We start from the raw sequence: 21,630 nt of genomic DNA, 5'->3' as shown, positions 1-21,630 counted from the left end.
TCCGCGACTCCTAAATCTTCGGTCTCTACAGAGGAATTTCTAAACGATCCCAACCTCACCGACACCGAACGCGATGCCCTGATCAAAGCGCGCATCGGCCAGAGCAGCTACCGCGACGACCTGCTGGCCTACTGGGGCGGCTGTGCGATTACCGACTGCTGCGTACCGGAGTTGTTGCGGGCCTCGCATATCAAACCCTGGCGTGCTGCCAGCCCGGCCGAGCGACTTGATCCGTTCAACGGGCTGTTGCTCACCCCCAATCTTGATCTGGCCTTCGACCGTGGCCTGATCAGCTTTGACGATCAGGGGCAGATTCTCCTTGGCGAGGATCTCGACCCCGAAAGCGCCCGTGCGCTCAACATCACCCCTTGTCTGCGCTTGCGCCAGATCAAGCCGCAACATCGCGACTATCTGGCCTGGCACCGTGAACACCTTTTCAGGAAGTAAGCATGTCCATCAGCAGCACCATCAAATCCATCCAGGACATCATGCGCAAGGACGTCGGCGTCGACGGTGATGCGCAGCGTATTGGCCAGCTTGTGTGGATGCTGTTCCTGAAAATATTCGACGACCGCGAGCAGGAGTGGGAGCTGCTCGATGACGACTACCGTTCGCCGATTCCGGAGAGTTGCCGCTGGCGTACGTGGGCGGCCAACCCGGAGGGCATCACCGGTGATGCCCTGAAGGACTTCATTGACAACAACCTGTTCCCGCAGTTGCAGAACCTCCACGAATACAGCACCACGCCGGCCACCTATGTGGTGCGTGGCGTGTTCGAGGATGCCTACAACTACATGAAGTCCGGCCAGTTGATCCGCCAGGTGATCAACAAGATTCAGGAAGGGGTGGACTTTAACAAGGCGCAGGAGCGCCACGCCTTTGGCGACATTTACGAGCAACTGCTGCGCGACCTGCAGAACGCTGGCAATGCCGGTGAGTTCTACACCCCGCGCCCGGTCACCGAATTCATGGTGCGCATGGTCGACCCCAAGCTGGACGAAAAGGTCATGGACCCGGCCTGCGGCACTGGCGGCTTCCTCACCTGCAGCATCGAGCACAAGCGCAAGCGCTATGTGCAAACCGCCGAGGACGAGCGCGCCCTGCAGGCGAGCATCTTCGGGGTGGAGAAAAAGCCACTGCCGCACCTGCTGGCCACCACCAACATGATCCTGCACGGCATCGAAGTACCCAACCAGATCAAGCATGACAATACCCTGGGGCGCCCGCTTATCAGCTGGGGGCCGGCTGAGCGGGTCGATTGCATAGTCGCCAACCCGCCGTTCGGTGGCATGGAAGAAGACGGCATCGAAACCAACTTCCCTACGGCCTTCCGCACCCGCGAAACCGCCGACCTGTTCCTGGTGCTGATCATGCACCTGCTCAAGGACGGCGGCCGCGCCGCCGTGGTGCTGCCCGACGGTTTCCTCTTTGGTGAAGGCATCAAGAGTCGCATCAAGGAAAAGCTGCTGACCGAATGCAACCTGCACACCATCGTTCGCCTGCCCAACGGCGTGTTCAACCCCTACACCGGCATCAAGACTAACCTGCTGTTCTTCACCAAGGGCACGCCCACCAAGGACGTGTGGTTCTACGAGCACCAGTACCCAGTCGGTTACAAAAGCTACTCCAAGACCAAACCCATGCGAGTCAAAGAGTTTGCTGTCGAGGAAGCCTGGTGGGGAAGCGAGGCCGATGGCTTTGCCGCACGGCAGGAGAATGAGTTTGCCTGGAAGGTCAGCTTCGCCGAGCTGCAAAACTGCAACTGGAACCTCGACTGCAAGAACCCTCACGTCGGAGAACAGATCAGCCATGACCCGAACGAACTGCTGCGCGACTACGCCGCGCTGCAAGGCGAGATTGGCGAACTGCGCGACCAGCTCAAGGCTGTGCTGGCCGAGGCCTTTGCCGCTCAGGCGGCGGAGCGTGACGCATGAGCGCCGTGTTGACCGACAATCTGCCGCTGCTGGCCGGCGCGCCCAATGGCATCAAGAAGCTGCGTGAGCTGATTCTGGAGCTGGCGGTGCGGGGTAAGCTGGTGCCGCAAGATCCGAGTGATGAGCCGGCCAGTGAGTTGCTGAAGCTGATTGCTGAGGAAAAAGCGCGGCTTGTGGCGCAGGGGAAAATCAAGAAGCAGAAACCGCTGGCTGGCGTTGAAGAGGCAGCACTACCATTTGAATTGCCAGTGGCCTGGGTTTGGGCTCGTCTTGGCGAAATTACCAACTTTGGTACTACAACCAAAAAAGACGAAATCCCAGATGACGCTTGGGTGCTCGATCTTGAGGATATTGAGAAAGACACTTCAAGACTTTTACAGAAGACTCGCTTTTACGAGCGTAACTCTCTCAGTGACAAGAACAGCTTCGCTAAAGGCGATGTGCTCTATGGCAAGCTCCGTCCGTATCTGAATAAGGTTCTAGTAGCTGAGGATGACGGATTTTGCACAACCGAAATTCTCCCGTTCAGGTGCCACGGACCTTATGTAGCGCACTACTTTATGGTCGCGCTGAAAAGCCCATACTTCCTCAGCTATGTGAATGCTAAAAGCTACGGTATGAAAATGCCTAGGCTAGGAACTGAAGACGGTAGGCAAGCCCTTTTCCCTCTACCCCCTCTCGCCGAACAACACCGCATCGTCGCCAAAGTCGATGAGCTGATGGCCCTGTGCGACCGGCTGGAAGCGCGGCAGGCCGATGCCGTCAGCGCCCACGTCCAACTGGTGCAGGCGCTGCTGGGCAGCCTGACTCAGGCCAGCAATGCAGAAGACTTTGCGCAAAGCTGGCAGCGCCTCACCGAGCACTTCCACGCCCTGCTCACCACCGAATCCAGCATCGACGCCCTCAAGCAAACCCTGCTGCAACTGGCCGTGATGGGCAAGTTGGTGCCGCAAGATCCTAGCGATGAACCGGCGAGTGAATTGCTGAGGCGGATTGCCGAGCAAAAGGCGCGCCTCATCTCCGAAGAAGGTCTTCGAACGACAGCAAGAGACGATGTCCCAGAGGCTGAGCATTACTTCAGGCTACATACCGGTTGGGCGTCCTGCCGGCTTGGCAACCTTGCTCGTTTCATTGACTACCGGGGCAGGACACCTACAAAAACATCATATGGCGTACCGCTCATTACTGCCAAAAATGTGCGTCCAGGATTCATCAGTAGAGATCCTCAAGAGTTCATTGCTGAGACGGACTACTTGTCTTGGATGACAAGAGGCTTTCCACGGGTTGGAGACATGCTTTTCACAACCGAAGCTCCAATGGGGAACGTGGCGGTAATTGATATTGCTGAGCGTTTTGCACTGGCTCAGCGCGTGATTTGCTTCCAACTGCATGAGCTGGAAACGGGCCCATTCCTGAAGCTGACCATGATGTCCTCTGGCTTTCAGACGCAGCTTTCAGATGCCGCCACAGGTATGACCGCCACTGGTATCAAATCCTCTCGCCTTAAAGAAATACCAGTTCCGATACCTCCGCTCGCCGAACAACACCGCATCGTCGCCAAAGTCGACCAGCTGATGGCCCTCTGCGACCAACTCAAAGCCCGTCTTAATCATGTCCGGCAAGTGCACGAGCATCTAGCCAGTGCGCTGGTCGAGCAGGGCGTGGCCTGATTTAACAAGAACACCGATAAGGACATCCTATGCGTCCCGACAAGAAAGCCGTCACCGACCTGTTTACCGAGCGCGCGCAGTACCTGATCCCCTTGTTCCAGCGCGGTTACGTGTGGACGCTGAACGAGCAGGTGCAGCCGCTGTGGGAAGACCTCGTTGACCGCCTGGAGGCTATCGTCCAGCATCAGGTTGATGCAGCCATGGTCGGGGCTGGCCGGCTCAGGCCGCTACGCCGGCACTTTCTCGGGACCGTGGTGATCGGCAGCCTCAAGGGCGGCAGCAGTGATGCCGTGGGCAACCGCGATGTGATCGACGGTCAGCAGCGTATCACCACCCTGCAGATTCTGTTGCTGGCGTTTCGCGACCTGGTCGCGCCTCTGGATGACGATGCGCTGAGCTATGACCTCAAGCCGCTGACGCAGAATATCGGCCGATACCGCCAGGCCAGCGATACCCTCAAGGTGTTGCCGACCAATGTTGGCCGCGATGTCATGCAGGCGCTGGCCGGGCTGGGCAGCGCCGAGAAGATCAGCGAGCGCTTCCCGGCCAAGGTCGGCCGGCAGTACCAGGAACGCCCGGCGATGGTGCGTGCCTACCTGTTCTTCCACGCCATGCTGGCCTGCCACCTGCGCGGCCTGCGCTACGACGACCCGTTGCCGGACGCGGCTGCAGATGAAGAACACACCGTGGCCCATGCGGTGATTCGTACCATCGACACGGACAACCAGTTGAAACTGCCGGGCGCCGACCTCCCTCTGCAGGTGGAGCGCGCCCATGCGCTGCTGGCCACCCTGCGCGAAGGTTTCCAGATCATGTCGCTGGAGCTGGAGGACGAGGACGATCCGCAGATTATCTTCGAAACCCTCAATGCCCGGGGCGCGCCGCTATTGCCGAGCGACCTGATCCGCAACTTCATCTTCCTCCATGCCACCCGCAACGGCGAGGACGTGGATGAGCTGTATCGCCAGGGCTGGCAGCATTTCGACGAGACGGTAGACACCAGCACTGGCAAGGGCGCCAAGTTCTGGAAGCAGCAGGAGCGGCAGGGCCGCCTGAAGAACTCGCGACTGGACCTGCTGCTTTACCACTACGTGGGCATGCGCAAGTGCGAGGATTTGAAGGTGGCCCACGTATTCAACGAATTCAAAGACTGGTGGCAGTACGAGCCCCGCGACACTCAGCACGAGCTGGCGCGCATCACGCACCTGGCGGGGTATTTCCAGACCTTTATGGTACCGGGGCAGGCGAGTCGCCTCGATCTGTTCTGCCGGCGTCTGAAACTGCTGGATGTATCCACGGTGACGCCGCTTGTACTGTATCTACTGGAGCACCATAAGCCGGATTCCGCGGAGTTCCTGCAGGCCATTGGTGATCTGGAGTCTTACTTGGTGCGCCGGTTTATCTGTGGCTACACCACCAAGAGCTACAACCGCACCTTCCTCAACCGCTTGCTGGTGGAGATGGTGCGCGAGCAGAAGACCGATGCCGCGACATTGCGCGACAAGTTGCTGTCCCTGCAGGGCGACAGCCAGTGCTGGCCGGATGACGAGGCCTTCGCCCTTAACTGGTGCCATCGCGCTCTTTACCAGGGCCGCAACACCAGCAAGGTCCGTGCGGTTCTCGAGGCGCTGGAGTTGTCCATGCGCGGTAGCAAGCAGGAGAGCCTGGTGCTACCTGATGGCCTGACCGTGGAGCATGTGTTGCCGCAGAAGTGGCAAACGAACTGGCCGCTCGCCGAGGACACGCCAGAGAACCAGGAAAAGCGCCGTCGCCTGCTGCACAGTATCGGCAACCTCACACTGGTGACCCAGGCCTTCAACTCCGCCCTGAGCAACGAACCCTTTGCCGTGAAGCGGCAGGAGATCGTAACCACCAGCCTGCTGATGCTCAACACCCACTTCCAGCGCTATGGCGACAACGATTCCTGGGATGAGGAAGAAATCGTGGTGCGAGCGGACAGCCTGTTTGCATCCGCGCTGAAGATTTGGCCGATGCCGAAGTGATGCTGGAACCACTGATTATTCAAATAACGTTTTTGGGTGCCCTGACATGATGGACCTGCTGCAACACCTGATTCCTGACTTCGCCCATATGTTCAGCGCCAACCCTAATGGCATCAGTGCCTGGTTCTGGTCGGCCACTGCGCTTGTCTTTGTTTTTTCCTTTTGGGCGCTGGTGGTGCATTACCGCCGCTTCAGCGCGCGGATGCAGGCTCTGCACTCGCTGCTGGAAGGGCAGAGCAAGGAGACGCTAGCGCAGAACCGCCGGGAAACCCTACAGAGGGCGGGTGAGCTCAAGGCGCCGAATGTAGGCATGCTCTGGCGTGAATTCGACGAAAGCCTAGTGCTGTCCTCGGATCAGAAGCAGCTGTTCAACACGCTGGATGCCGAGCACTTCTTCAACCCGCGTACGCTGGCTGGTGGTTTGACGGCCAGCCGTTTGCTGGCGGCAGCGCCAAGCTTTCTAGTGGCCATCGGCGTGCTGGGCACCTTCGTCGGTCTGACCGTTGGTCTGGAAGGGCTGGTTGGCAGTACGGGCGAGATCGAAGCGCTCAAGGGCGGGATCAACAAGCTGATCTCCGGTGCTGCCGTGGCCTTTATGACGTCAGTCTGGGGTGTGCTGTTCAGCCTGTTGCTCAACTTCATCGAGAAGATGTTCGAGCGTGCGGCGCTGCAGGGGATTCAAGCGCTGCAGCACGATGTGGATGCGCTGTATCCGCGCATTCCCGCCGAGCAGTCGTTGGTGCACATCGCCGAATACGGCAAGGAGAGCAAGGAGGCGCTGCAGGAGCTGCACGAGCGCATCGGCGAGCGTCTGCAGGAAACCCTGACCGGCATGAACGAGGCGATGCAGACCGCACTCACTGATGCCCTGAACAACATCATGGCGCCGGCCATTCAGACCTTGGTCAGCACCACCAGCCAGCAGTCCACTCAGGTGCTGGAAAGCCTGGTAGGCAACTTTATGGAAGGCATGACCTCGGTTGGCCGTGAGCAGGGCCAGCAGATGCAGCAGGCAGCGGCTAATGTGAATGCCGCCGTGAGTGGCATGAGCGAGCAGCTGAATCAGTTGTTCAGCAGCCTCAGCGAGCAGCAGAGCCAGCAGATGTCGGTGGCGCAGCAGCAAAGCTCGGCCTTCGAGGCGCAATTGCAGCGCATTAGCGGTTCTGCTGATGATCGTCAGGCGCAGATGGAGCAGCGCTTCAGCGAGTTGATGGCGGGCCTGAGTGGTCAGCTACAGAATCAGCTGGGTGTGGCGCAGCAGCGCGACGAGGAGCGCCAGGCGCTGTTCGAGCGGGTACTGGGCCAGGCCAGCAGCAGCCAGACGGCGATGCTGGAGCAGTTCTCCCATTCGACCCGTGAGCAGATGCAGGCGATGGCCGAGGCCGGCAACGAGCGTCACAACAATCTGGAGAAGGTGTTCTCCCGTTTGATGATGAGCCTCAACACTCAACTCGATACGCAGATGGGCGCGGCCGAGCAGCGTGAGCAGGCGCGTAGCCAGCGGCATGAGCAGCAACAGGCCGAGCTGCTCAAACGCCAGCAGCAGATGCTGGGTAGCCTGGGGCAGTGCAGCCAGCAGCAGATCAGCGCACTCAACGAGGCGGCGGCGCAGCAACAACGTGAATTACAGAGCACCGTGGACAAGCTGTTGGGTGGCCTGACCACGCAGTTCAGCACCCAGGGCGAGCAAGCCGAGGCCCGCGAGCAGGCGCGGCAGCAGCGCTTCCAGCAGCAGTTGGAGCAGGTTACCCTGCAGCAGCAGGAGCTGCTGGCCGGTTTGGCCAGTGCCGTGCAGGCCACTCAGCAGCAGAGCCGGCTGATGGCGGAGCAGCACCAGCAGTTGCTCGGCCAGCTCAAGCAGGCCACCGAGGCGGCAGCGCAGAGTAGCAAGCATATGGACAGCAGTGCCAACCAGCTTGGCCTGCTATCGGCCAACGTGCGCTCGGCCGCCGAGCTGTTGGGCCAGCGCCTGGAGCAGGTGACGGCACGCATCGAGCAGGCGGGTGGACAGAACGCCGAACTAGCCGGCCAGCTGCAGCAGCAGGCGACGACCTTGGCGCAGTTGCAGGGCACCCTGCTGGAAGGTGCGCAGCGCTTCGAGCAGGCTGCCAGCGAGGCGCGTAACGGCTTTGGCGAGATGAAAACGACCCAGCAGGAATTTCTCGCCGGGGTGCGCCATGAATTTACGTCACTGGGCGTGGCGCTGCGTGAGCAGGTCGAGGCGGTTGAGAAGCAGGCTGAGGAGTGGCTGCGTAGCTATGCCGGTGAGGTGCGCGTGCAGACGGATGACCGCATGAACAAGTGGAATGAGGTCTCGCAGAACTATGCGGATCAGATGCACCGCATCGTGCAGAACATGAGCAGCATTCTGGATGAGCTGGAGGCACGCTGATGCGTCTGGGCAAAGCCAAAGAGGTCAGCGTCGACGAGGAGAATCCGTACTGGATGTCCTTCTCGGACATCATGTCGGCGCTGCTGGTGATCTTCATTCTGGCCTCGGTGATTCTTATCCTGCAGTTGATGGAGATTCAGCAGGAGCTGAAGGAGCGGCAGGTTCAGTTCGAGGAAGAAATCGTTGAACTGAAAAAGGCCGAGCAGGTGCGCCGCACCATTCTTGATGAAGCGGTTGAGGCCCTGCGCCGTCGCGGCATCAAGGTCGAGGTCAGCGAAAATCATACGGTGCTGAGTATCCCCAACGATCTGCTCGGGTTCGACAGCGGCGCCTATGACATTCATGCCGCTTACCAGGAACGTGCGCTGGAGATTGGCAAGGTGATCCATGAGGTGATCGCCCGTGATGACAGGATTGAGTATCTCGATACCATCTTCATCGAGGGCCATACCGACAATCGACCCTTCCCGGGGTTTATGGGCAAAGGCAACTGGGGGCTCTCAACCTTCCGCGCCATCTCTTTGTGGCAGTTCTGGGGCGCTGCCCTACCGGGTGATGAGCAACTGGCCAGCCTGAACAACAAGGATGGCAAGCCGCTGTTCTCGGTCAGTGGTTACGGTGAAACCCGGCCGGTGGTGGTAGACCAGCAGGCGGAAGAAGACTTCAAGCGCAACCGTCGTATCGACATCCGCTTCACCATTCGCCGCCCGGACAGCGCTCAGTACGAGCAGGTACGTGAGCGTCTGGAAGAGGTGCAGCCGTGAGGTTGCCCCCGGTGCATATGCCCGTGGTCGAGTGGCCTGCCAAGACAATCGAAGGCTGGCAGATTCTGATCGAAAAGGGGGCCAGGATGGCGGCAGCGACAGGGCAGGGTGATGCGTTCGAGGCAATACTGGCGCGTTTGCGCGATATGGCCAGCACCGGGCGTTTTGACGGCTTGCCGGCGTTGCTCAAACGCCGGCTTACCGCGAGAGCGCTGACCTGGTTGTGGTTGAACGACGAGGTTATCGGTAGGCGCCTGTTCAGTGTCCGCTTGCTCACTGTGCTGGTGGAGGCGCAGCAGCCGAGGCTGACGCGCATTACTCTGCAGCAACTGGCGCAGTTCTACTTCCGTCGCTTCGACAAGCTGGACGAGCACGAGGGGCTGCGTGAGAAGCTTGAGCAGGTTTTGCTGCAGCAACTGCAATTGTTGCCTGAACCCAGAATCAGCGGGCCGCAAGCCGATCCGCTGTTAACCCTCAAGCGTGATGGACATTGGTTGTTGCCGCTTGACGGCCCGGTACAACTGGTCGAGCAGGTTCGCGACAGCGGCCATGAGCTGAGTGCAACCTTTGAGGCTCTGGGTCTTCAGGGCTTTGACGATGGGCGCTATGGCGATATCTGCCGGGCGCACTTCTACCTGGAGACCCTGCGAGGGCTTTCGCCCGGTGAGTATGACCCGGTGCTGGACGAACTGCAGAAACCCTCTGTGGCCAAGGCGCCCTACGAGGGCGAGCGGCGAATCGGCCATATCGCGCTGGAGATTTTGATCGACCGCGTCGGGCAGGAACCGGGCGATGCCTGGTTGAACTTCATCCTTAATCTGGCGGGGGATCCGCGGATTGCCCGCAATTCGCCCAATTACCGTGAGTGGTGGCAGTTCCTCGGTGAGGAGCGGGTGCAGAAGGTTCGGGGCTGGCTGGTCAAGGAGGATTTGCGACTATTCCTGAGTGCAGTTGAGGAATACGGGATTGAAACTCAGAATTTAGAATTGCAGCGTATGTTTCCTGCTCGTAAAAGATTTATTGAAGGGTTGTTTGAGCAGAAGCTTATTGTTAATGCGCGTTTGATGTTGGGTAATAAGGCGCAGGATACCGTCAGGAAAATTCTTGGGTCTGAGGTAAAAACAAGCTTTGCTCGAATGGAAGGGCGGATGCACGATAAAGCCGTTATTTATATGGATTGCGGTGCATTTCACCTTGTTCAAGGCTCCCATAGTTTTAAGATATGGGTTTACCTTGCTCTGCCGAGTGAGTTGTTGAGGTCTTTTGATAAAAATGTATTTAGTGATGCCGATCTTACTAAGGTTGTTCCGTTGGAGTATGAGCGTAGTTATCCTGGTCTGCCTTATGTCTCATACTCACATCATCCTATGGTATGGCAGAACAAGGTTTTCACTTTCTTGGCGGAAAACGGTATTTCTCTCGATCTCGAAAGATTGCTAAGTCGTTCTGATTATCAAACATATCTACGGCGTTATGGCATGCCTGTAGTTAACTCTACTCGCACCGTAGTACCGAAGTCCAAGTTAGCAGAAGCTCCGGATTTTCTACTAAGTGAGCCACGGGGCTCAGCTACTGGTCAGGCAATTCAAACGATGTCAGAGCCTCAGGGGCCTTCGCCTGTCTCACAGGCAACGAGAGATTCCAGATCTACTCCTGCACAAGATCCAGTGGCTCCACGTGCTGTAACTTCTGCTCCATCTTCTTCGGTAGGGCAAGGTACTCAACAGCATGATCCCGTAGTGTCGCGCTCTGTAAGTTCTGGAGAAGTGAATGCTGCTGCTGCGGCTCCTCAGATGGTGGTAAACGAAGGGCTGCTGGCAGGGTTGAAACCCTCGGCTCTGAAAATACTGCGCTACTTCGTGGACAACCCGGGCGATAAAGTCCGCTATGCCGCGAATGTTTTCGATGTCGATACGCGAGAAATCAATCAGATCTTGTATGGCCCATTGAAGGACATGTGCGTGCGTGATGAGCAGTACGGCTGGACGGTGAATGAGGCAGCACGTCTCGCGCTTGAGGCGTTGGATGAACATGAAGGGGCCGAATAGATGAGGTTGATGGATATTTTCCGCTCGCTCATCGGTGAGCGGGATGGCGCGTTGAGTACCCAGCAGGGTTTTCAGTCGCAACCGGACTCCAATGGCTTGAACTTCTTCATGCCCATGCCGGCCTTCCAGGCGTTGCAAACTGGGCAGGGTAGTGCGCTGGCAAAAGTACAGTTGATCGTGTTCAATATGCTGACTGAGCAGGGCATTGCTGAAACCACCGCTAACGGTTTCCACATCGGTGCCGAAGATGTTTCGGGGATGGACCTTGAGCAGGCGGAAATCCTGCGCTTGCCAAGGCGCTTGCCGGGGCGCTTTCTGACCTCGATCAGTGGACGCACAGGCAACAGTGGTTTTCGTGTGGCGATCACCCTGGAAATGCCGGATGGCGCTGCCAGCTTTACACGCAAAGGCCCCTATCTGTACCTGACCAGCAGTGAGTGCTACTGGCTGACGCCTGCTGAAATGATGGGTTTGCAGGCTTGGGAGCGGCATGAGGCGTTAGCTCCTGAGCAGCGCGGCGAGGCGGCGAATCTGCGCCTGATGGCGGAGTTGCAGACCGCTGCACGCAGCGGCATGCGCATTGATCTGAGCCACTTCGAGCGGCTTGACGTGGTGGTGCCGGAGAACGTCGGGGTTATCGCTACGCGTCTGCCGGATGGCAGCCTTCAGCTCTGCCCGAGCCTGGGGGATGGCTCGGGGCCTGACCAGTTGGAGAAGCGCTGGTCGCAGCTGGACATGTCGGCCGATGGCGGCGTGCTGCGCATCGACAATCGCGTGCTGTTGCTGGATCAGGCGCGTATGGACGGCATCCGCAATGTGCTGGCGAACAAGCGTATCCCCGCTGATCAGGTTAATGAGTTTATTGCGACGCCAACGGCGTTTCTTGATGCTGCGCTGGTCAATCTGGAGGTGGGTTTCTCCGCCCGGGTTGCGGGTATCGGCAAGCTTCAGCACATGGATTTCGGCGCACTGGATGCAACCAAGAATGACTGGTTTGCACTGGACAAGCGCCCGGCACCTGCCGCAATTCTGGGCAAGCTGATTCAGTCTCCCGAGGATTTGCAGCGCTTCGAAGCGGTACTGCAGGCGGCTAATGAGCAGGGCGCGACGAGTGTGGCGTTTGCTGGCGAGGTGATCGATATCTCTGATGCCCCGGCCGTTCAGCAGGAGCTGGCCAAGGCTCGCCAGAACATGCACCCGGTCAGCGATATCGAATCGCGTGACGAGGAGTACGAGCCCCCGGAAGGCAAGGAAAAGGTCGGGGTCATTCTCAAGGATGCCGACGAGATAAATTCTGCACTGTTGCACAAGGCGGCTGCTGCAACGCCGTTGACTGTGCCCGACTGGTCGGTTTATGCCCGGCAGCCGTTCCCTCATCAGCGTGAGGGGATCGAGTGGATGTTGAAACTGATGGGCGCTGCGTTGCAGGATGAAGCGGATGACCTGTATCGCCTGCAGGGTGGTCTGTTGGCTGATGACATGGGCCTCGGCAAGACCTACATGTCGCTGGTTACGGTCGGGGAATATCTGGCCAGTCAGCGCGCGGCTGACAAGCCACAGAAACCAGTTCTGGTGGTGGCGCCGCTGAGCCTGCTGGAAAACTGGGAGGATGAAGTCGGCAAGACTTTCGCCGGCATTCCGTTCCGCGATGTGGTGGTGCTGCAGTCGGGGCGGAGTCTGCGCGACTATCGCGTCAACGGTGCTGAGCGCGAATCGGTGCAGTTGGCGTCTATGATCGATGACAGCAGTGGCATGATGGATGAGCAGAGCATTCGCTATGCGCTGCATGTGGGGCCGGAAGCTGGTGTGCATCGTCTGGATATGGATCGCCGCTTGGTACTGACGACCTACCAGACCCTGCGCGATTATCAGTTCTCTCTGTGCCGTATCGACTGGGGCATGGTCATCTTCGACGAGGCGCAGAACATCAAGAACCCCAATGCGCTACAGACTATTGCGGCCAAAGGGCTCAAGGCGGATTTCAAACTGCTGGCAACCGGCACGCCGGTAGAAAACAGCCTGGGCGACTTCTGGTGCCTGATGCATACGGTGCAGCCCGGTTTACTGGGGGGCTGGGAAAACTTCCGCGATACCTGGATCAAGCCGATCCTGGCTGCCAGCGATGATGAGCGAGATGAGGTCCGGGCGTATTTAGGCGAGCAGCTGCGGCGTGCGGTTGGCATATTCATGCTGCGGCGGGTGAAAGAGGATCAGCTCAAGGGCCTGCCAACCAAGACCATTCTCAGTGGTGTCGAGCAAGCTGATCATGGCCTGCAACGGCATGCGACGCAGTTGGGTGTGGTGATGAAAGGCAACCAGTTACAGATCTACGATGAAGTCCTCAACAGCTACCGGGCGCGACGTGCGAGTGCTGAGGATATGCGGGGTACCGCACTGGCGGCATTGACTCAGCTGCGCTCGATTTCCCTGCACCCACGCCTGGAGAATGAGCCGGCGCTGTACAGCGAGGACGGCAAGCAAGCGCGGCAACTGATGATGGAGTCCGGCAAGCTGGCGGTGATGCTGCAGTTGCTCGATGAGATCCGTAGCAAGGGTGAAAAGGTCATTTTATTCATGATGACCAAGCGTCTGCAGCGAGTCCTCAAGCTCTGGCTGGACCAGATCTATGGCTTGAATGTATCTGTGATCAATGGCGATACCAAAGCGGTCGCGACACGTGCGGAAGACATGACGCGCAAGCGGCTGATTGCCGAATTTGAAGCCCACAGCGGTTTCAATGTACTGATCATGTCGCCAGTCGCTGCGGGGGTCGGTCTGACCGTGATCGGGGCCAATCATGTGGTGCATCTGGAGCGCCACTGGAACCCGGCCAAAGAGGCACAGGCATCTGACCGGATTTACCGGATCGGCCAGACCAAACCGGTATTCATTCACCTGCCTGCTGTCACTCATCCCCAGTTTGATTCATTCGATGTGCACCTTGACCGCTTGTTGCGCGGAAAACTGATGCTCAAGGATGCTGTTGTGACGCCGGAGTCGGTCAGTGAAGGTGAGATGATTCAGTCGATGGGCCTTTAAAGAATCTGTACGGGCGAGGTGAAAGGGGGGATAGATTTATTGATGGACTGCCTACCCTCGATTCGAGCGTCAGATCAGCAATCCTCGGCCGCTCCCTAATCGCTTCCAGATCAATAGGGCGGTGAGTCGATAGTAATACCGGGTGGCGTCGGAATGGTCTTTCAGGTGCTGAGTGAGAAACCAGCGCACATGCTTGAGCTGCCAGGTCCAGGGATTATCGCGTTGCCATCGCTGTTGAATGGCTGCTTGCATGACTCGTGCTTGGCGTAGGTGACGTTGCTGCGTGGCCTTTGAGCCGGTCAGTACGCCGCTCAGGAACAGCGTCATATCGAAGGGTTTGCTCATGTTCTCCCGCCAATGTAGGCCGATACCACATCGATCCGGTTATGCCCAAGCTCAAGGCTGATCTGTTGGCGCGCCAGTTGATCAAGGGCGCGGTCAATGCGATAGCAGTGGCCGCCATTGACCGGTGCGGCGTGGCCCGTGAGCTGCTCGTACCGTTCGCAGGCGTAGGCTGCGCGCAGTTCATGAAAACCCTTCAGCCCGTGTGCATGCAGCGTTTTGCGGGCGGAGAGCACTGTTTGGTGCAGAAATATGGCGTAGCTTTCGTCTCGGGCCAGCAAGTTGCGGCTGCCGGTCGGCGATGCCTGACGAACCAACTGTAGGGCCGCTTTCACCGCTTCATTGGCCACCACCCATCGCGGCGCTGATGAGCCTGAACGGCCTCCTTTGGTGCCGTCTTGGATGTTGATGCGGCCTAAGCGTTCGGCTTCGCGGTGTAAGCGTGGCAGGTCAGCCAGGATCGCTTCGCGCAGGCGCATGCCGGTTGCTAGAGCTAAAAGGACTATGGCGGCCACCCGATCGTGTTGCTGTTCTCCAAGCACCTCAGCCAGTCGCCGCACCTGTTGGTGATCTTGGCCATCCGGCGCGCGAGTGCGTACGCTCGAGCGCTGCTGTCCCAACGCCTGACTCGGGCTGGCGATCCTCACATCCTGATCACCGCGCAGCGCAGCAAGGGTGCGGTTAACGCTGCTCAGGCGGTTTTGCGCGGTGGCGATACACAGCTCGCCTTGCTGGATCTGCTGGCGCAGGTATGCGACGTAATCCTCCAGCGTATGTCGATCAATCTGGCGCGCATCGTTGTAACCGGGGCCGTTTTCTGACCGGCACCAGCGCACGAAGGCTTGCCAGCGATCGCTGTGTGCTTTCACGGTGGCGAAGTGGCCGCCTGCGAACATATCCCCGAGTGCTTGCCGCCCGGCATAGCTCAGTTGGCGACCATAGCCAAAGTTGCGACCGTCACGCCGACCGACCAGCGCCATTATCTTCACCTTGATCGTTGGTTTGTAGGTGCAGCAGCAGGGCTTTCCAGTGGGGACCGATGCAGTCCAACTGTCCCCAGTGTGCTGGGCGGACGAGAAGGGCGTTTTCGCTGTGTTGCAGCAGAGCCCCTTCTTCTTGCAACTGTTCGATAAGCCGAGCGAGGTCGATTGACTCAGATGTTGGAGCGGCGACAGCGGCGACACTGGCGACAACCCCCGCCGCATCTGGATTGGCACGTGGCGACAAAGTGGTGGCAGTGGCGGCGACACTCCGTAACTCGGTCGGCGAGCAATGTTGCGCCCGATAGCGGCGCACGGCGTCATTGAGTCGGAACATGGCGCACCTCGAATATGTCCCCGTCATTGTTCAGCCAGTTATGGGCAACCAGTTGCAGCAATAACTCGAAGGTGTGCCGCGTGCTTTTACGGGCAAAGCGGGGGCCGTTGCGCGTGATATCGCGGAGGCGAAACGGTGGCCAGTTCTTCTTTATCAACCAGCGCAGGAGGCAATCGGCCTCTGCGCGAAGCTTGTTCAGTGGTTCCTGTTCGGTCAGTCGTTGGTTCTCGGCCAGGTAGTAGTCCATCAGCGTAGAGGCGCGCTGGATGTGCATTTCTTCCAAGACAGTCGATTTTTCAACCACCGCCATCACACCAGCCATGCGCAGAACGTTCGCTGCGGCTTTGCCCGCAGCAGCTTGCACGTTGACCAGCTCGCCGAATTCCCCGGACTCGCATTCAATGGTGTCGTGAATGGCAATCCAGGCTTCACGGGCGCGGGGGTTTAACTCTAGGGTTGCAGGGCTGAGGCCGCCGTCTTTATGGCGTGACCAAGGGGTCTGCATGAGCGCGGCAATGCGCTGCTGGTACAGGTGCACCTTTGGATCACGGGTCAGGTCGATGGCTTTGTACAGCCGTTGTCCAACCAGACGCTCTGGCCAACTTGTCAGGCAGCGTCCCAGGATGCCCTGGTCTTTGATATCAGCGTCCTGCAGCAAGCGATCTGCCATACGGGGTTGCAGCATCAAGTGCATGCTGAGACGGCGGTCATAGGCACGCAGACTTTCCCCAGCCATCGCGCGCGACCGATCAATCGGGCTACCGTCCCATAACGTCGACAAGTGAGTGATGGCCTTGATCATGTTGTCCTTGCTCATGGTGCTGCCGCCCAAAAACTGCCCGCCTTCATCGCTGAACAGCCCCATGCTCGGCAAACCATGGCAGAGGCTTTTGACCAGACCTTCAATGGTCGGCTCAGCACTGAGGAGTCTCGGTTGGACGGGCTCAGGTTGGGCGTCCAGCGCTAGCTGTGCTGACTTTTTCGAGGTTGGCGATTTCGCGGTGAGTCTCATTGCAGCGCGGTGAGCCTTGAGCTGTTCGCCATAGGCGATCCACTGCTGTCTCTCCCAGTCGCGTATGGCTTGCAGCGCAACATGGTCCACTGCGCTTTTGCGATCACCCGAGCAAGCCACTGTCAGCAAGTACAGCGACAACGGATAGACTCGACCGTCGAGGTGAACATTGGCATGCGCCTGGCTCGCCAAAGCTGCCGTGGCCAGTACGGACTGCGCGGCCATGGCGCAGGGCACGCCGATGACATCGGCCATGCGCTCTACGGCCGGCCCCAATAGATCGCCTAGCGCCGCGACCGGGTATGGTAGGGGCGGAATCTGCTGTTCCAACAAGGGGCGTGGTGGCCCTTGTACTTCGCGAAGTTGCATAGCCGTCCTCCATAAATTACCGATCTCTCCCTCACGTCATCCCGCCAAGAATGCTGAGTGTTATCAGGGATCAAGGCCCCTGCGACCTGTGAGGGTGTCCACTGACGCGGGACTGGCGGCTCCTTACGACCGGGAGCAAGGGCATCTCATGATCTGGCCTCCTGAGCACCGATAGCGGTGGGCGGGTGGAGGCTGAATTGGCTGACGAGACCAGTGCCGCGAGATCCTGAGCCGGGTGCAAGCAGCACTGCGATGACCGGGGCATGCCTGACTGTCAGTCAGGTGCAGTCCATTCCTTGGTCTGCGGCACCATCATCTACATGGCTGTTGCTGGTGGCATCGGCGTTTGTCACGAGGGGAATTGCGCTACGCAATGTGCTATGAGGGCAGGAACAGCGGAAGGCGCGCTCCTCTCATTGCTGGATAAAGGAGTCGGAACGGTTGAGTGGCCGAGTGCGGCGAACTGAAACTCCATTACAACGAACGGTTGAAACTTTATTGAATCGCAGACACAAAAAAAGACGCCCATAGGCGCCTTCCTTCGTCAATTTGGTGGAGCCGGGGGGATTTGAACCCCCGTCCGCCAGTACTCCGCTGTCGGTACTACATGCTTAGCCATGTCTACTGAGTTAATCCGCAGCCGCCCGACGGGCAGGGTGCTTTGGACGAGTTGGGTAAGTTTTAGTCGCTTTGCCCCCAACGTGCTACACGACGATCCTGTTCTGTATGACAATCACTTCGGGTTTACAGGCATCCCCTGGTGATTGCTGGAGCCGAAGCTACCAGGAGAGCGGGCTCAGCTGCTTACGCAGCGAGAGCGTAGCCCTCGTAGTTTTCGTCATTGGCAACTATAGAAAGTTGCAACAGTGGATTTACGAGTTCTGTTACCAACTCGGCATGCACCTAGAGTTTCGCTACCGGCGTCGAATCCTAATCGGCCCCACACTAGCTCTAAGCTAACGCACCTTACGGCACGTGAACCGGAGTATACGGCATTGCGCGGGTGGCGTCGACAGCTGAGCGCTCACCCGCGCGATGCATCAGGCGCCGCCGCTGCTCGAGCCGCTGCCTTTGTTGGTTTTGTCCAAACGTTCAACGACTTTGCTGGTGATTTCGATGCATTTCTTGGTGTCGCCGGAAGCCTGGGCTTGCTTGGCTTCGTCCACTTTGTCCTGGACAGCGGTGTCCAGGCCTTCGGAGGTGGCACCGGCGGTGGCCATGCTGTCGTTGATTTTCTGCAGGTTCAGGGCGCACAGGTCGTCGGCAGCGAAGGCCGGCGAAGCGAGCAGGGTAGCGGCCGCGAACAGGGCCGAAAGCGCGGTACCTTTCATGGGAGTCTCCTCTGTGGCCTCTGGTAGGTGGGCCTGTAAAGGTGGACTGTGCCGTTTGGCTGACAGTTCCGTTGTGATGGTGGCGGGATGGCATGAGGGTTTGTGGCGGGATGTTGCTGGGGTGTGGGGAGGGGGGCGTGGGGATGCGTATGACTTATTGGCGGGGGAAGGGGGCCGCTTTGCGGCCCATCGCGGCGCGAGGCCGCTCCCACAGGGGTTAGGCTACTGGGCAGGCGGTGGGGCGGGTGCCGTCTACGACTTCGTTGTAGGGGGCTTGGTCGCGGTCGCGTAGGCCGTAGTCGCGGATCACCGAGGTGACGCGCACGCGGTAGTCGTCGAAGATTTTGTCGCGGCCGGCGCGTTGGGCGGAGAGGTGGGCGGTGACGTTGCGCCATTGCACCACGGCTTCTTCATCGCGCCAGGTGGTCACCGACATCACTTTCTTGGGGTTGAGGGTGCTCTGGAAGCACTCCACCGAGATGAACCCTTCCATGGGCTTGAGCAGGGGGGTGAGCTTGTTGACCAGGTCTACGTAGGTTTCGCCCTGGCCGGGCAGTGCTTGCAACTCGAACAATACGACGATCATGGGTAGTGCCTCATCCTTGATGACTTTGTTGTTTTCATGCGGTGCTGGTGCAGCGGGTTACTTCAGGTTGGCAAGCCAGGCGCGCATCACGCGGGCGGCGGCCTGGGTCAGGCGCTCGCCGAGTTCGGCGGCGGCCGAGCGCAGGGCGATGGGGTCCAGGCCGGTCTGGCCGACTTCGTTGGCGTGGCCTACCAGCCACTGCTCGATGCGGGCGGGGTCGGCTTCCAGGTGGCATTGCAGGCCCAGGATGCGGTTGTCCACGGCAAACGCCTGGTGCGCGCAGATGTCGGTCTTGGCCAGCAGCACGGCGCCCTCTGGGATGTCGAACTGGTCGCCGTGCCAGTGCAGCACGGGCACGTCGCCCAGGTCGGCAAGCGGCGATTGCTGGCCTTCGGCTGTGAGGGTAAGGGGCGAGAAGCCGATTTCCTTGACGCCCATGGGGTAGACCTTGGCGTTCATGGCGCGGGCGATCAGTTGTGCGCCCAGGCAGATGCCCAGCATGGGCTTGCCCGACTCGACGCGTTGGCGCACCAGCTCAAGTTCGGCCCTGAGGAAGGGGTAGGGCTTTTCGTCGTAGGCGCCGATGGGGCCGCCCAGCACGATCAGCAGGTCGGCCTGCATCACCTGTTCGGCGTGGAGGGTTTCGACGGTGGGGTCGATGTAGGTGAGGCTGTAGCCGGCTTCGTTCAGGACGGGGGCCAGGGTGCCGACGTCTTCGAAGTGGATGTGGCGCAGTGCGATGGCTGTCTTCATGTGCAAACCCGATGATGAAAGAAGTGAGGGCGCGGTTTACGCCGTGGGGTTGAGGTCGACCTTGATCGTACCGGCCTTGGGGAAGGTGCAGCAGGCCAGGGCGTGGCCGTCGCGCTTGTCCTGGTCGGTCAGGCAGAAGTCGGGTTCGACGCTGTACTCGCCTTCCGACACTTTCAGCCGGCAGTGGCCGCAGATGCCGGCGCGGCACAGGCTGCGTACGGCGATGCCACTGGTTTCCAGCATCTCCAGCAGGCTCTTGCCTGCGGCGGGCTCCAGCACCTGGTCGTTGTGCTGAAGGTGCAGGCGCAAGGGGCTTTCGGCCTGGGCATTGTCTGGCGTGACCGGGGCAGAGGCGGCTGGCGGGGTGAAGGATTCGATCAACAGGGGGCAGGCGGGGAACAGCGCCAGCAGGTGCTCGCGCATGCCCTGGGCGAAGCCGTGGCTGCCACAAATCACCACGCTGTCCGGGTTGCCCAGTGCTTGCAGGTCCTGGGCTTGCGGGCGGCCGGCCTTGAAGTGGCCTTTGCCGTACACCACTTCGCGGGTGACGAACACCTGCAGGTCGAACCAGGGGCAGCTCAGTTCCAGTTGCAGCAGTTCGTGCAGGAACGGGATGTCGGCAATGGACGGCACGCACAGCAGCAGGCTGACCTGCGGCACGCTCAGGCCGCGCTGGGCGCGCTCGTGCAGCCCGCGCAGCAGGGCGATGGGCAGGGTGATGCCGATGCCGCCGGCCAGCAGGCCCACGTGGCGGCAGGCCTGGACCGAGGCCAGAGTGATGTCACCTGCGGCGAACTGCACATCGAAACGCGAGCCGGGTTGGCAGGTGGCGTGCAGCTGGTCCGAGACCCCGCCGCGCCCTTCGCGCTTGATCGCCAGCTCGAACTGGTCGTTGCCGAGCCTGCGGGTGATGGAGTACAGCCGCTGCTGGCGGGCGCCGGACAGGTTCGTTGCCTGCAACGCCACGTGCCGGCCGGGCACCAGGTCTGCCATAAAGGCACTGGAGGCGTTGAGCACGCGCAGGCCGAATACCTTGATCTGCGCGGTCTCGCTGCTGACGTGCTCGCACACGGCTTCGAAGCTTGTCGGGGTACTCATGCGCTAGCCCTCTCGCGCAGCTGCTCGACGGCTTGTTCGGCGCTCTCCAGGCCATTGCCGGCCAGGCCGATGCGGTTGACCAGGGCTTCGAGGGAGTCGGTATAGACGCTGATCTCGTTGTTGTCGCCCACGTCGTGCAGGATCTCGTTGCCGTTGGGCAAGCCCAGCATGTCGAACACCCGCGCCCAGGCGCCCATCTCGTTGTTGGCGAACATCTGCACGGTGCGCAGGATGATCGAGCGCAGGTACAGGCGTTCCTTGCGGGTCAGGCCGTTGACGATGTCGGTGGCGACGAAGCTGAACACGCTGGAGTGGCTCCACTCGTCCATGGCGTGGGTGCGGGTGACTTCGTGGCAGACCGACTGGATGGTGGTGTCTTCGGCCATGGTCTTGAGGTAGTCGGTGATCAGTGTTTCGCTGGCGCAAGCGATGCCGAAGCGGGTCAGGCGGCGTTCCCATTCGGCGGTGCAGTTGGCCAGCAGCGCTTCGCGCCAGGTCACCAGGTTGAAGGCGCTGAAGTCCAGTGGGGTAAGTTGGCGCATGTCATAGATGTAATTGCAGGCCATGATCGACATCCGTGTATGCAGGGCTTCATCGAGCAGGGCTTGTGACATCACATCTTGCAGCAGTGCGCGGTTATGGCTTTGCGGCGGGGTCTTGATAATGTCTTCACACGCCGGCACTACCACATTGCATTCAATATAAATGGTCTTGAGGTTATAAATGCCCCAGGCGTAGGACATGCACTTGGACTGCAAGTCCTTGGGGGCTTCAAGCCAGGCCTGGTGGTTGCGAAACGGCAGCAGTGAATGGCTGAAGTCGTTCTTGTTGGCATCGAACGCCAGGCCCCAGTAGTCGGGCTGTGGCTGGTTTACAGCAGCGCGGGTTTTCCACAGGGTTGAAAGTTTGGCCAGCATGCCTTTAACTGCATCGTCGGTACCGCTATGGTTAACATCCATGTTAAAACTCCAG

The 21,630-nt window shown here is 59.6% G+C and carries 16 protein-coding genes, 1 other RNA gene and 1 pseudogene; 8 read left to right on the top strand and 10 right to left on the bottom strand.

What is annotated here, in order from left to right; genetic code table 11:
• Positions 1 to 45: 45 nt before the first annotated feature.
• The 8 genes and pseudogenes from FS767_RS23530 to FS767_RS15410 all read left to right on the top strand — a co-directional run.
• Positions 46 to 447: pseudogene (locus FS767_RS23530) on the top strand (HNH endonuclease); the annotation flags it as partial.
• Positions 448 to 449: 2 nt separating this feature from the next.
• Positions 450 to 1,934 carry a class I SAM-dependent DNA methyltransferase gene (locus FS767_RS15440; RefSeq protein WP_144966655.1) on the top strand — a complete coding sequence of 495 codons (1,485 nt, stop codon included), beginning with the start codon at positions 450 to 452 and terminating at the stop codon, positions 1,932 to 1,934.
• Positions 1,931 to 3,604, top strand: coding sequence for a restriction endonuclease subunit S (locus FS767_RS15435; protein WP_144966652.1), 1,674 nt, complete (start codon positions 1,931 to 1,933; stop codon positions 3,602 to 3,604). Before FS767_RS15440 ends, FS767_RS15435 begins: the two co-directional genes overlap by 4 nt.
• A 29-nt stretch (positions 3,605 to 3,633) precedes the next feature.
• Complete coding sequence (locus FS767_RS15430; RefSeq protein ID WP_144966650.1) at positions 3,634 to 5,607, top strand: DUF262 domain-containing protein; 1,974 nt, start codon at positions 3,634 to 3,636, stop codon at positions 5,605 to 5,607.
• 46 nt (positions 5,608 to 5,653) lie between these two features.
• Positions 5,654 to 7,999 (top strand): anti-phage ZorAB system protein ZorA, encoded by a 2,346-nt coding sequence (gene zorA, locus FS767_RS15425; protein WP_144966647.1) that lies wholly within the window; start codon positions 5,654 to 5,656, stop codon positions 7,997 to 7,999.
• Positions 7,999 to 8,763: an OmpA family protein gene (locus FS767_RS15420; RefSeq protein WP_003249891.1), complete on the top strand. Its 765-nt coding sequence runs from the start codon at positions 7,999 to 8,001 to the stop codon at positions 8,761 to 8,763. The genes zorA and FS767_RS15420 overlap by 1 nt, the downstream gene beginning before the upstream one ends.
• A 17-nt stretch (positions 8,764 to 8,780) precedes the next feature.
• Positions 8,781 to 10,811, top strand: coding sequence for an EH signature domain-containing protein (locus tag FS767_RS15415; protein ID WP_256674277.1), 2,031 nt, complete (start codon positions 8,781 to 8,783; stop codon positions 10,809 to 10,811).
• Entirely contained in the window at positions 10,812 to 13,850 is a 3,039-nt protein-coding gene (locus FS767_RS15410; RefSeq protein WP_144966643.1) for a DEAD/DEAH box helicase, read from the top strand.
• 69 nt (positions 13,851 to 13,919) lie between these two features.
• Here FS767_RS15410 and FS767_RS15405 read toward each other — a convergent pair whose 3' ends face one another.
• From FS767_RS15405 to FS767_RS15360, 10 genes are all read right to left on the bottom strand, one after another.
• The gene (locus tag FS767_RS15405) at positions 13,920 to 14,195 is read right to left on the bottom strand and encodes a hypothetical protein (protein WP_033701633.1); all 276 of its coding nucleotides are present in this window, start codon (positions 14,193 to 14,195) and stop codon (positions 13,920 to 13,922) included.
• Entirely contained in the window at positions 14,192 to 15,172 is a 981-nt protein-coding gene (locus FS767_RS15400; protein WP_144966641.1) for an integrase domain-containing protein, read from the bottom strand. Before FS767_RS15400 ends, FS767_RS15405 begins: the two co-directional genes overlap by 4 nt.
• A complete protein-coding gene (locus FS767_RS15395) occupies positions 15,150 to 15,509 on the bottom strand; it encodes a hypothetical protein (protein WP_144966639.1) in 360 nt (119 codons plus the stop codon). Before FS767_RS15395 ends, FS767_RS15400 begins: the two co-directional genes overlap by 23 nt.
• Complete coding sequence (locus tag FS767_RS15390; protein ID WP_144966637.1) at positions 15,493 to 16,890, bottom strand: YfjI family protein; 1,398 nt, start codon at positions 16,888 to 16,890, stop codon at positions 15,493 to 15,495. Before FS767_RS15390 ends, FS767_RS15395 begins: the two co-directional genes overlap by 17 nt.
• Before the next feature lie 550 nt (positions 16,891 to 17,440).
• Positions 17,441 to 17,832: a transfer-messenger RNA gene (gene ssrA / locus FS767_RS15385) on the bottom strand.
• A gap of 98 nt (positions 17,833 to 17,930) precedes the next feature.
• Positions 17,931 to 18,221, bottom strand: a complete 291-nt coding sequence (locus FS767_RS15380) for a hypothetical protein (RefSeq protein WP_144966634.1) — start codon at positions 18,219 to 18,221, stop codon at positions 17,931 to 17,933.
• Between the two features lie 217 nt (positions 18,222 to 18,438).
• Entirely contained in the window at positions 18,439 to 18,807 is a 369-nt protein-coding gene (locus FS767_RS15375; RefSeq protein WP_027915438.1) for an antibiotic biosynthesis monooxygenase, read from the bottom strand.
• Positions 18,808 to 18,864: 57 nt separating this feature from the next.
• Entirely contained in the window at positions 18,865 to 19,560 is a 696-nt protein-coding gene (locus tag FS767_RS15370; RefSeq protein ID WP_144966632.1) for a glutamine amidotransferase, read from the bottom strand.
• Between the two features lie 36 nt (positions 19,561 to 19,596).
• The gene (locus tag FS767_RS15365) at positions 19,597 to 20,658 is read right to left on the bottom strand and encodes an iron-sulfur cluster-binding domain-containing protein (protein WP_144966630.1); all 1,062 of its coding nucleotides are present in this window, start codon (positions 20,656 to 20,658) and stop codon (positions 19,597 to 19,599) included.
• On the bottom strand, positions 20,655 to 21,617 hold the full coding sequence (locus FS767_RS15360) for a diiron oxygenase (RefSeq protein ID WP_058638212.1): 963 nt from the start codon (positions 21,615 to 21,617) through the stop codon (positions 20,655 to 20,657). Before FS767_RS15360 ends, FS767_RS15365 begins: the two co-directional genes overlap by 4 nt.
• Positions 21,618 to 21,630 lie beyond the last annotated feature (13 nt).

It is taken from the genome of Pseudomonas sp. DE0010, assembly GCF_007680745.1.
GTDB classification, from domain to species: domain Bacteria; phylum Pseudomonadota; class Gammaproteobacteria; order Pseudomonadales; family Pseudomonadaceae; genus Aquipseudomonas; species Aquipseudomonas parafulva_B.
Note: the sequence above shows the minus strand (reverse complement) of the source record. Positions and strands in the feature narration are given on the sequence as shown.

What these genes read in the sequence shown, in the direction of transcription:
- FS767_RS15440 (WP_144966655.1), top strand. Translation starts at nt 450, where the DNA reads ATGTCCATCAGCAGCACCATCAAATCCATCCAGGACATCATGCGCAAG.
- FS767_RS15435 (WP_144966652.1), top strand. Translation starts at nt 1,931, where the DNA reads ATGAGCGCCGTGTTGACCGACAATCTGCCGCTGCTGGCCGGCGCGCCC.
- FS767_RS15430 (WP_144966650.1), top strand. Translation starts at nt 3,634, where the DNA reads ATGCGTCCCGACAAGAAAGCCGTCACCGACCTGTTTACCGAGCGCGCG.
- zorA (WP_144966647.1), top strand. Translation starts at nt 5,654, where the DNA reads ATGATGGACCTGCTGCAACACCTGATTCCTGACTTCGCCCATATGTTC.
- FS767_RS15420 (WP_003249891.1), top strand. Translation starts at nt 7,999, where the DNA reads ATGCGTCTGGGCAAAGCCAAAGAGGTCAGCGTCGACGAGGAGAATCCG.
- FS767_RS15415 (WP_256674277.1), top strand. Translation starts at nt 8,781, where the DNA reads ATGCCCGTGGTCGAGTGGCCTGCCAAGACAATCGAAGGCTGGCAGATT.
- FS767_RS15410 (WP_144966643.1), top strand. Translation starts at nt 10,812, where the DNA reads ATGAGGTTGATGGATATTTTCCGCTCGCTCATCGGTGAGCGGGATGGC.
- FS767_RS15405 (WP_033701633.1), bottom strand. Translation starts at nt 14,195, where the DNA reads ATGAGCAAACCCTTCGATATGACGCTGTTCCTGAGCGGCGTACTGACC.
- FS767_RS15400 (WP_144966641.1), bottom strand. Translation starts at nt 15,172, where the DNA reads ATGGCGCTGGTCGGTCGGCGTGACGGTCGCAACTTTGGCTATGGTCGC.
- FS767_RS15395 (WP_144966639.1), bottom strand. Translation starts at nt 15,509, where the DNA reads ATGTTCCGACTCAATGACGCCGTGCGCCGCTATCGGGCGCAACATTGC.
- FS767_RS15390 (WP_144966637.1), bottom strand. Translation starts at nt 16,890, where the DNA reads ATGCAACTTCGCGAAGTACAAGGGCCACCACGCCCCTTGTTGGAACAG.
- FS767_RS15380 (WP_144966634.1), bottom strand. Translation starts at nt 18,221, where the DNA reads ATGAAAGGTACCGCGCTTTCGGCCCTGTTCGCGGCCGCTACCCTGCTC.
- FS767_RS15375 (WP_027915438.1), bottom strand. Translation starts at nt 18,807, where the DNA reads ATGATCGTCGTATTGTTCGAGTTGCAAGCACTGCCCGGCCAGGGCGAA.
- FS767_RS15370 (WP_144966632.1), bottom strand. Translation starts at nt 19,560, where the DNA reads ATGAAGACAGCCATCGCACTGCGCCACATCCACTTCGAAGACGTCGGC.
- FS767_RS15365 (WP_144966630.1), bottom strand. Translation starts at nt 20,658, where the DNA reads ATGAGTACCCCGACAAGCTTCGAAGCCGTGTGCGAGCACGTCAGCAGC.
- FS767_RS15360 (WP_058638212.1), bottom strand. Translation starts at nt 21,617, where the DNA reads ATGGATGTTAACCATAGCGGTACCGACGATGCAGTTAAAGGCATGCTG.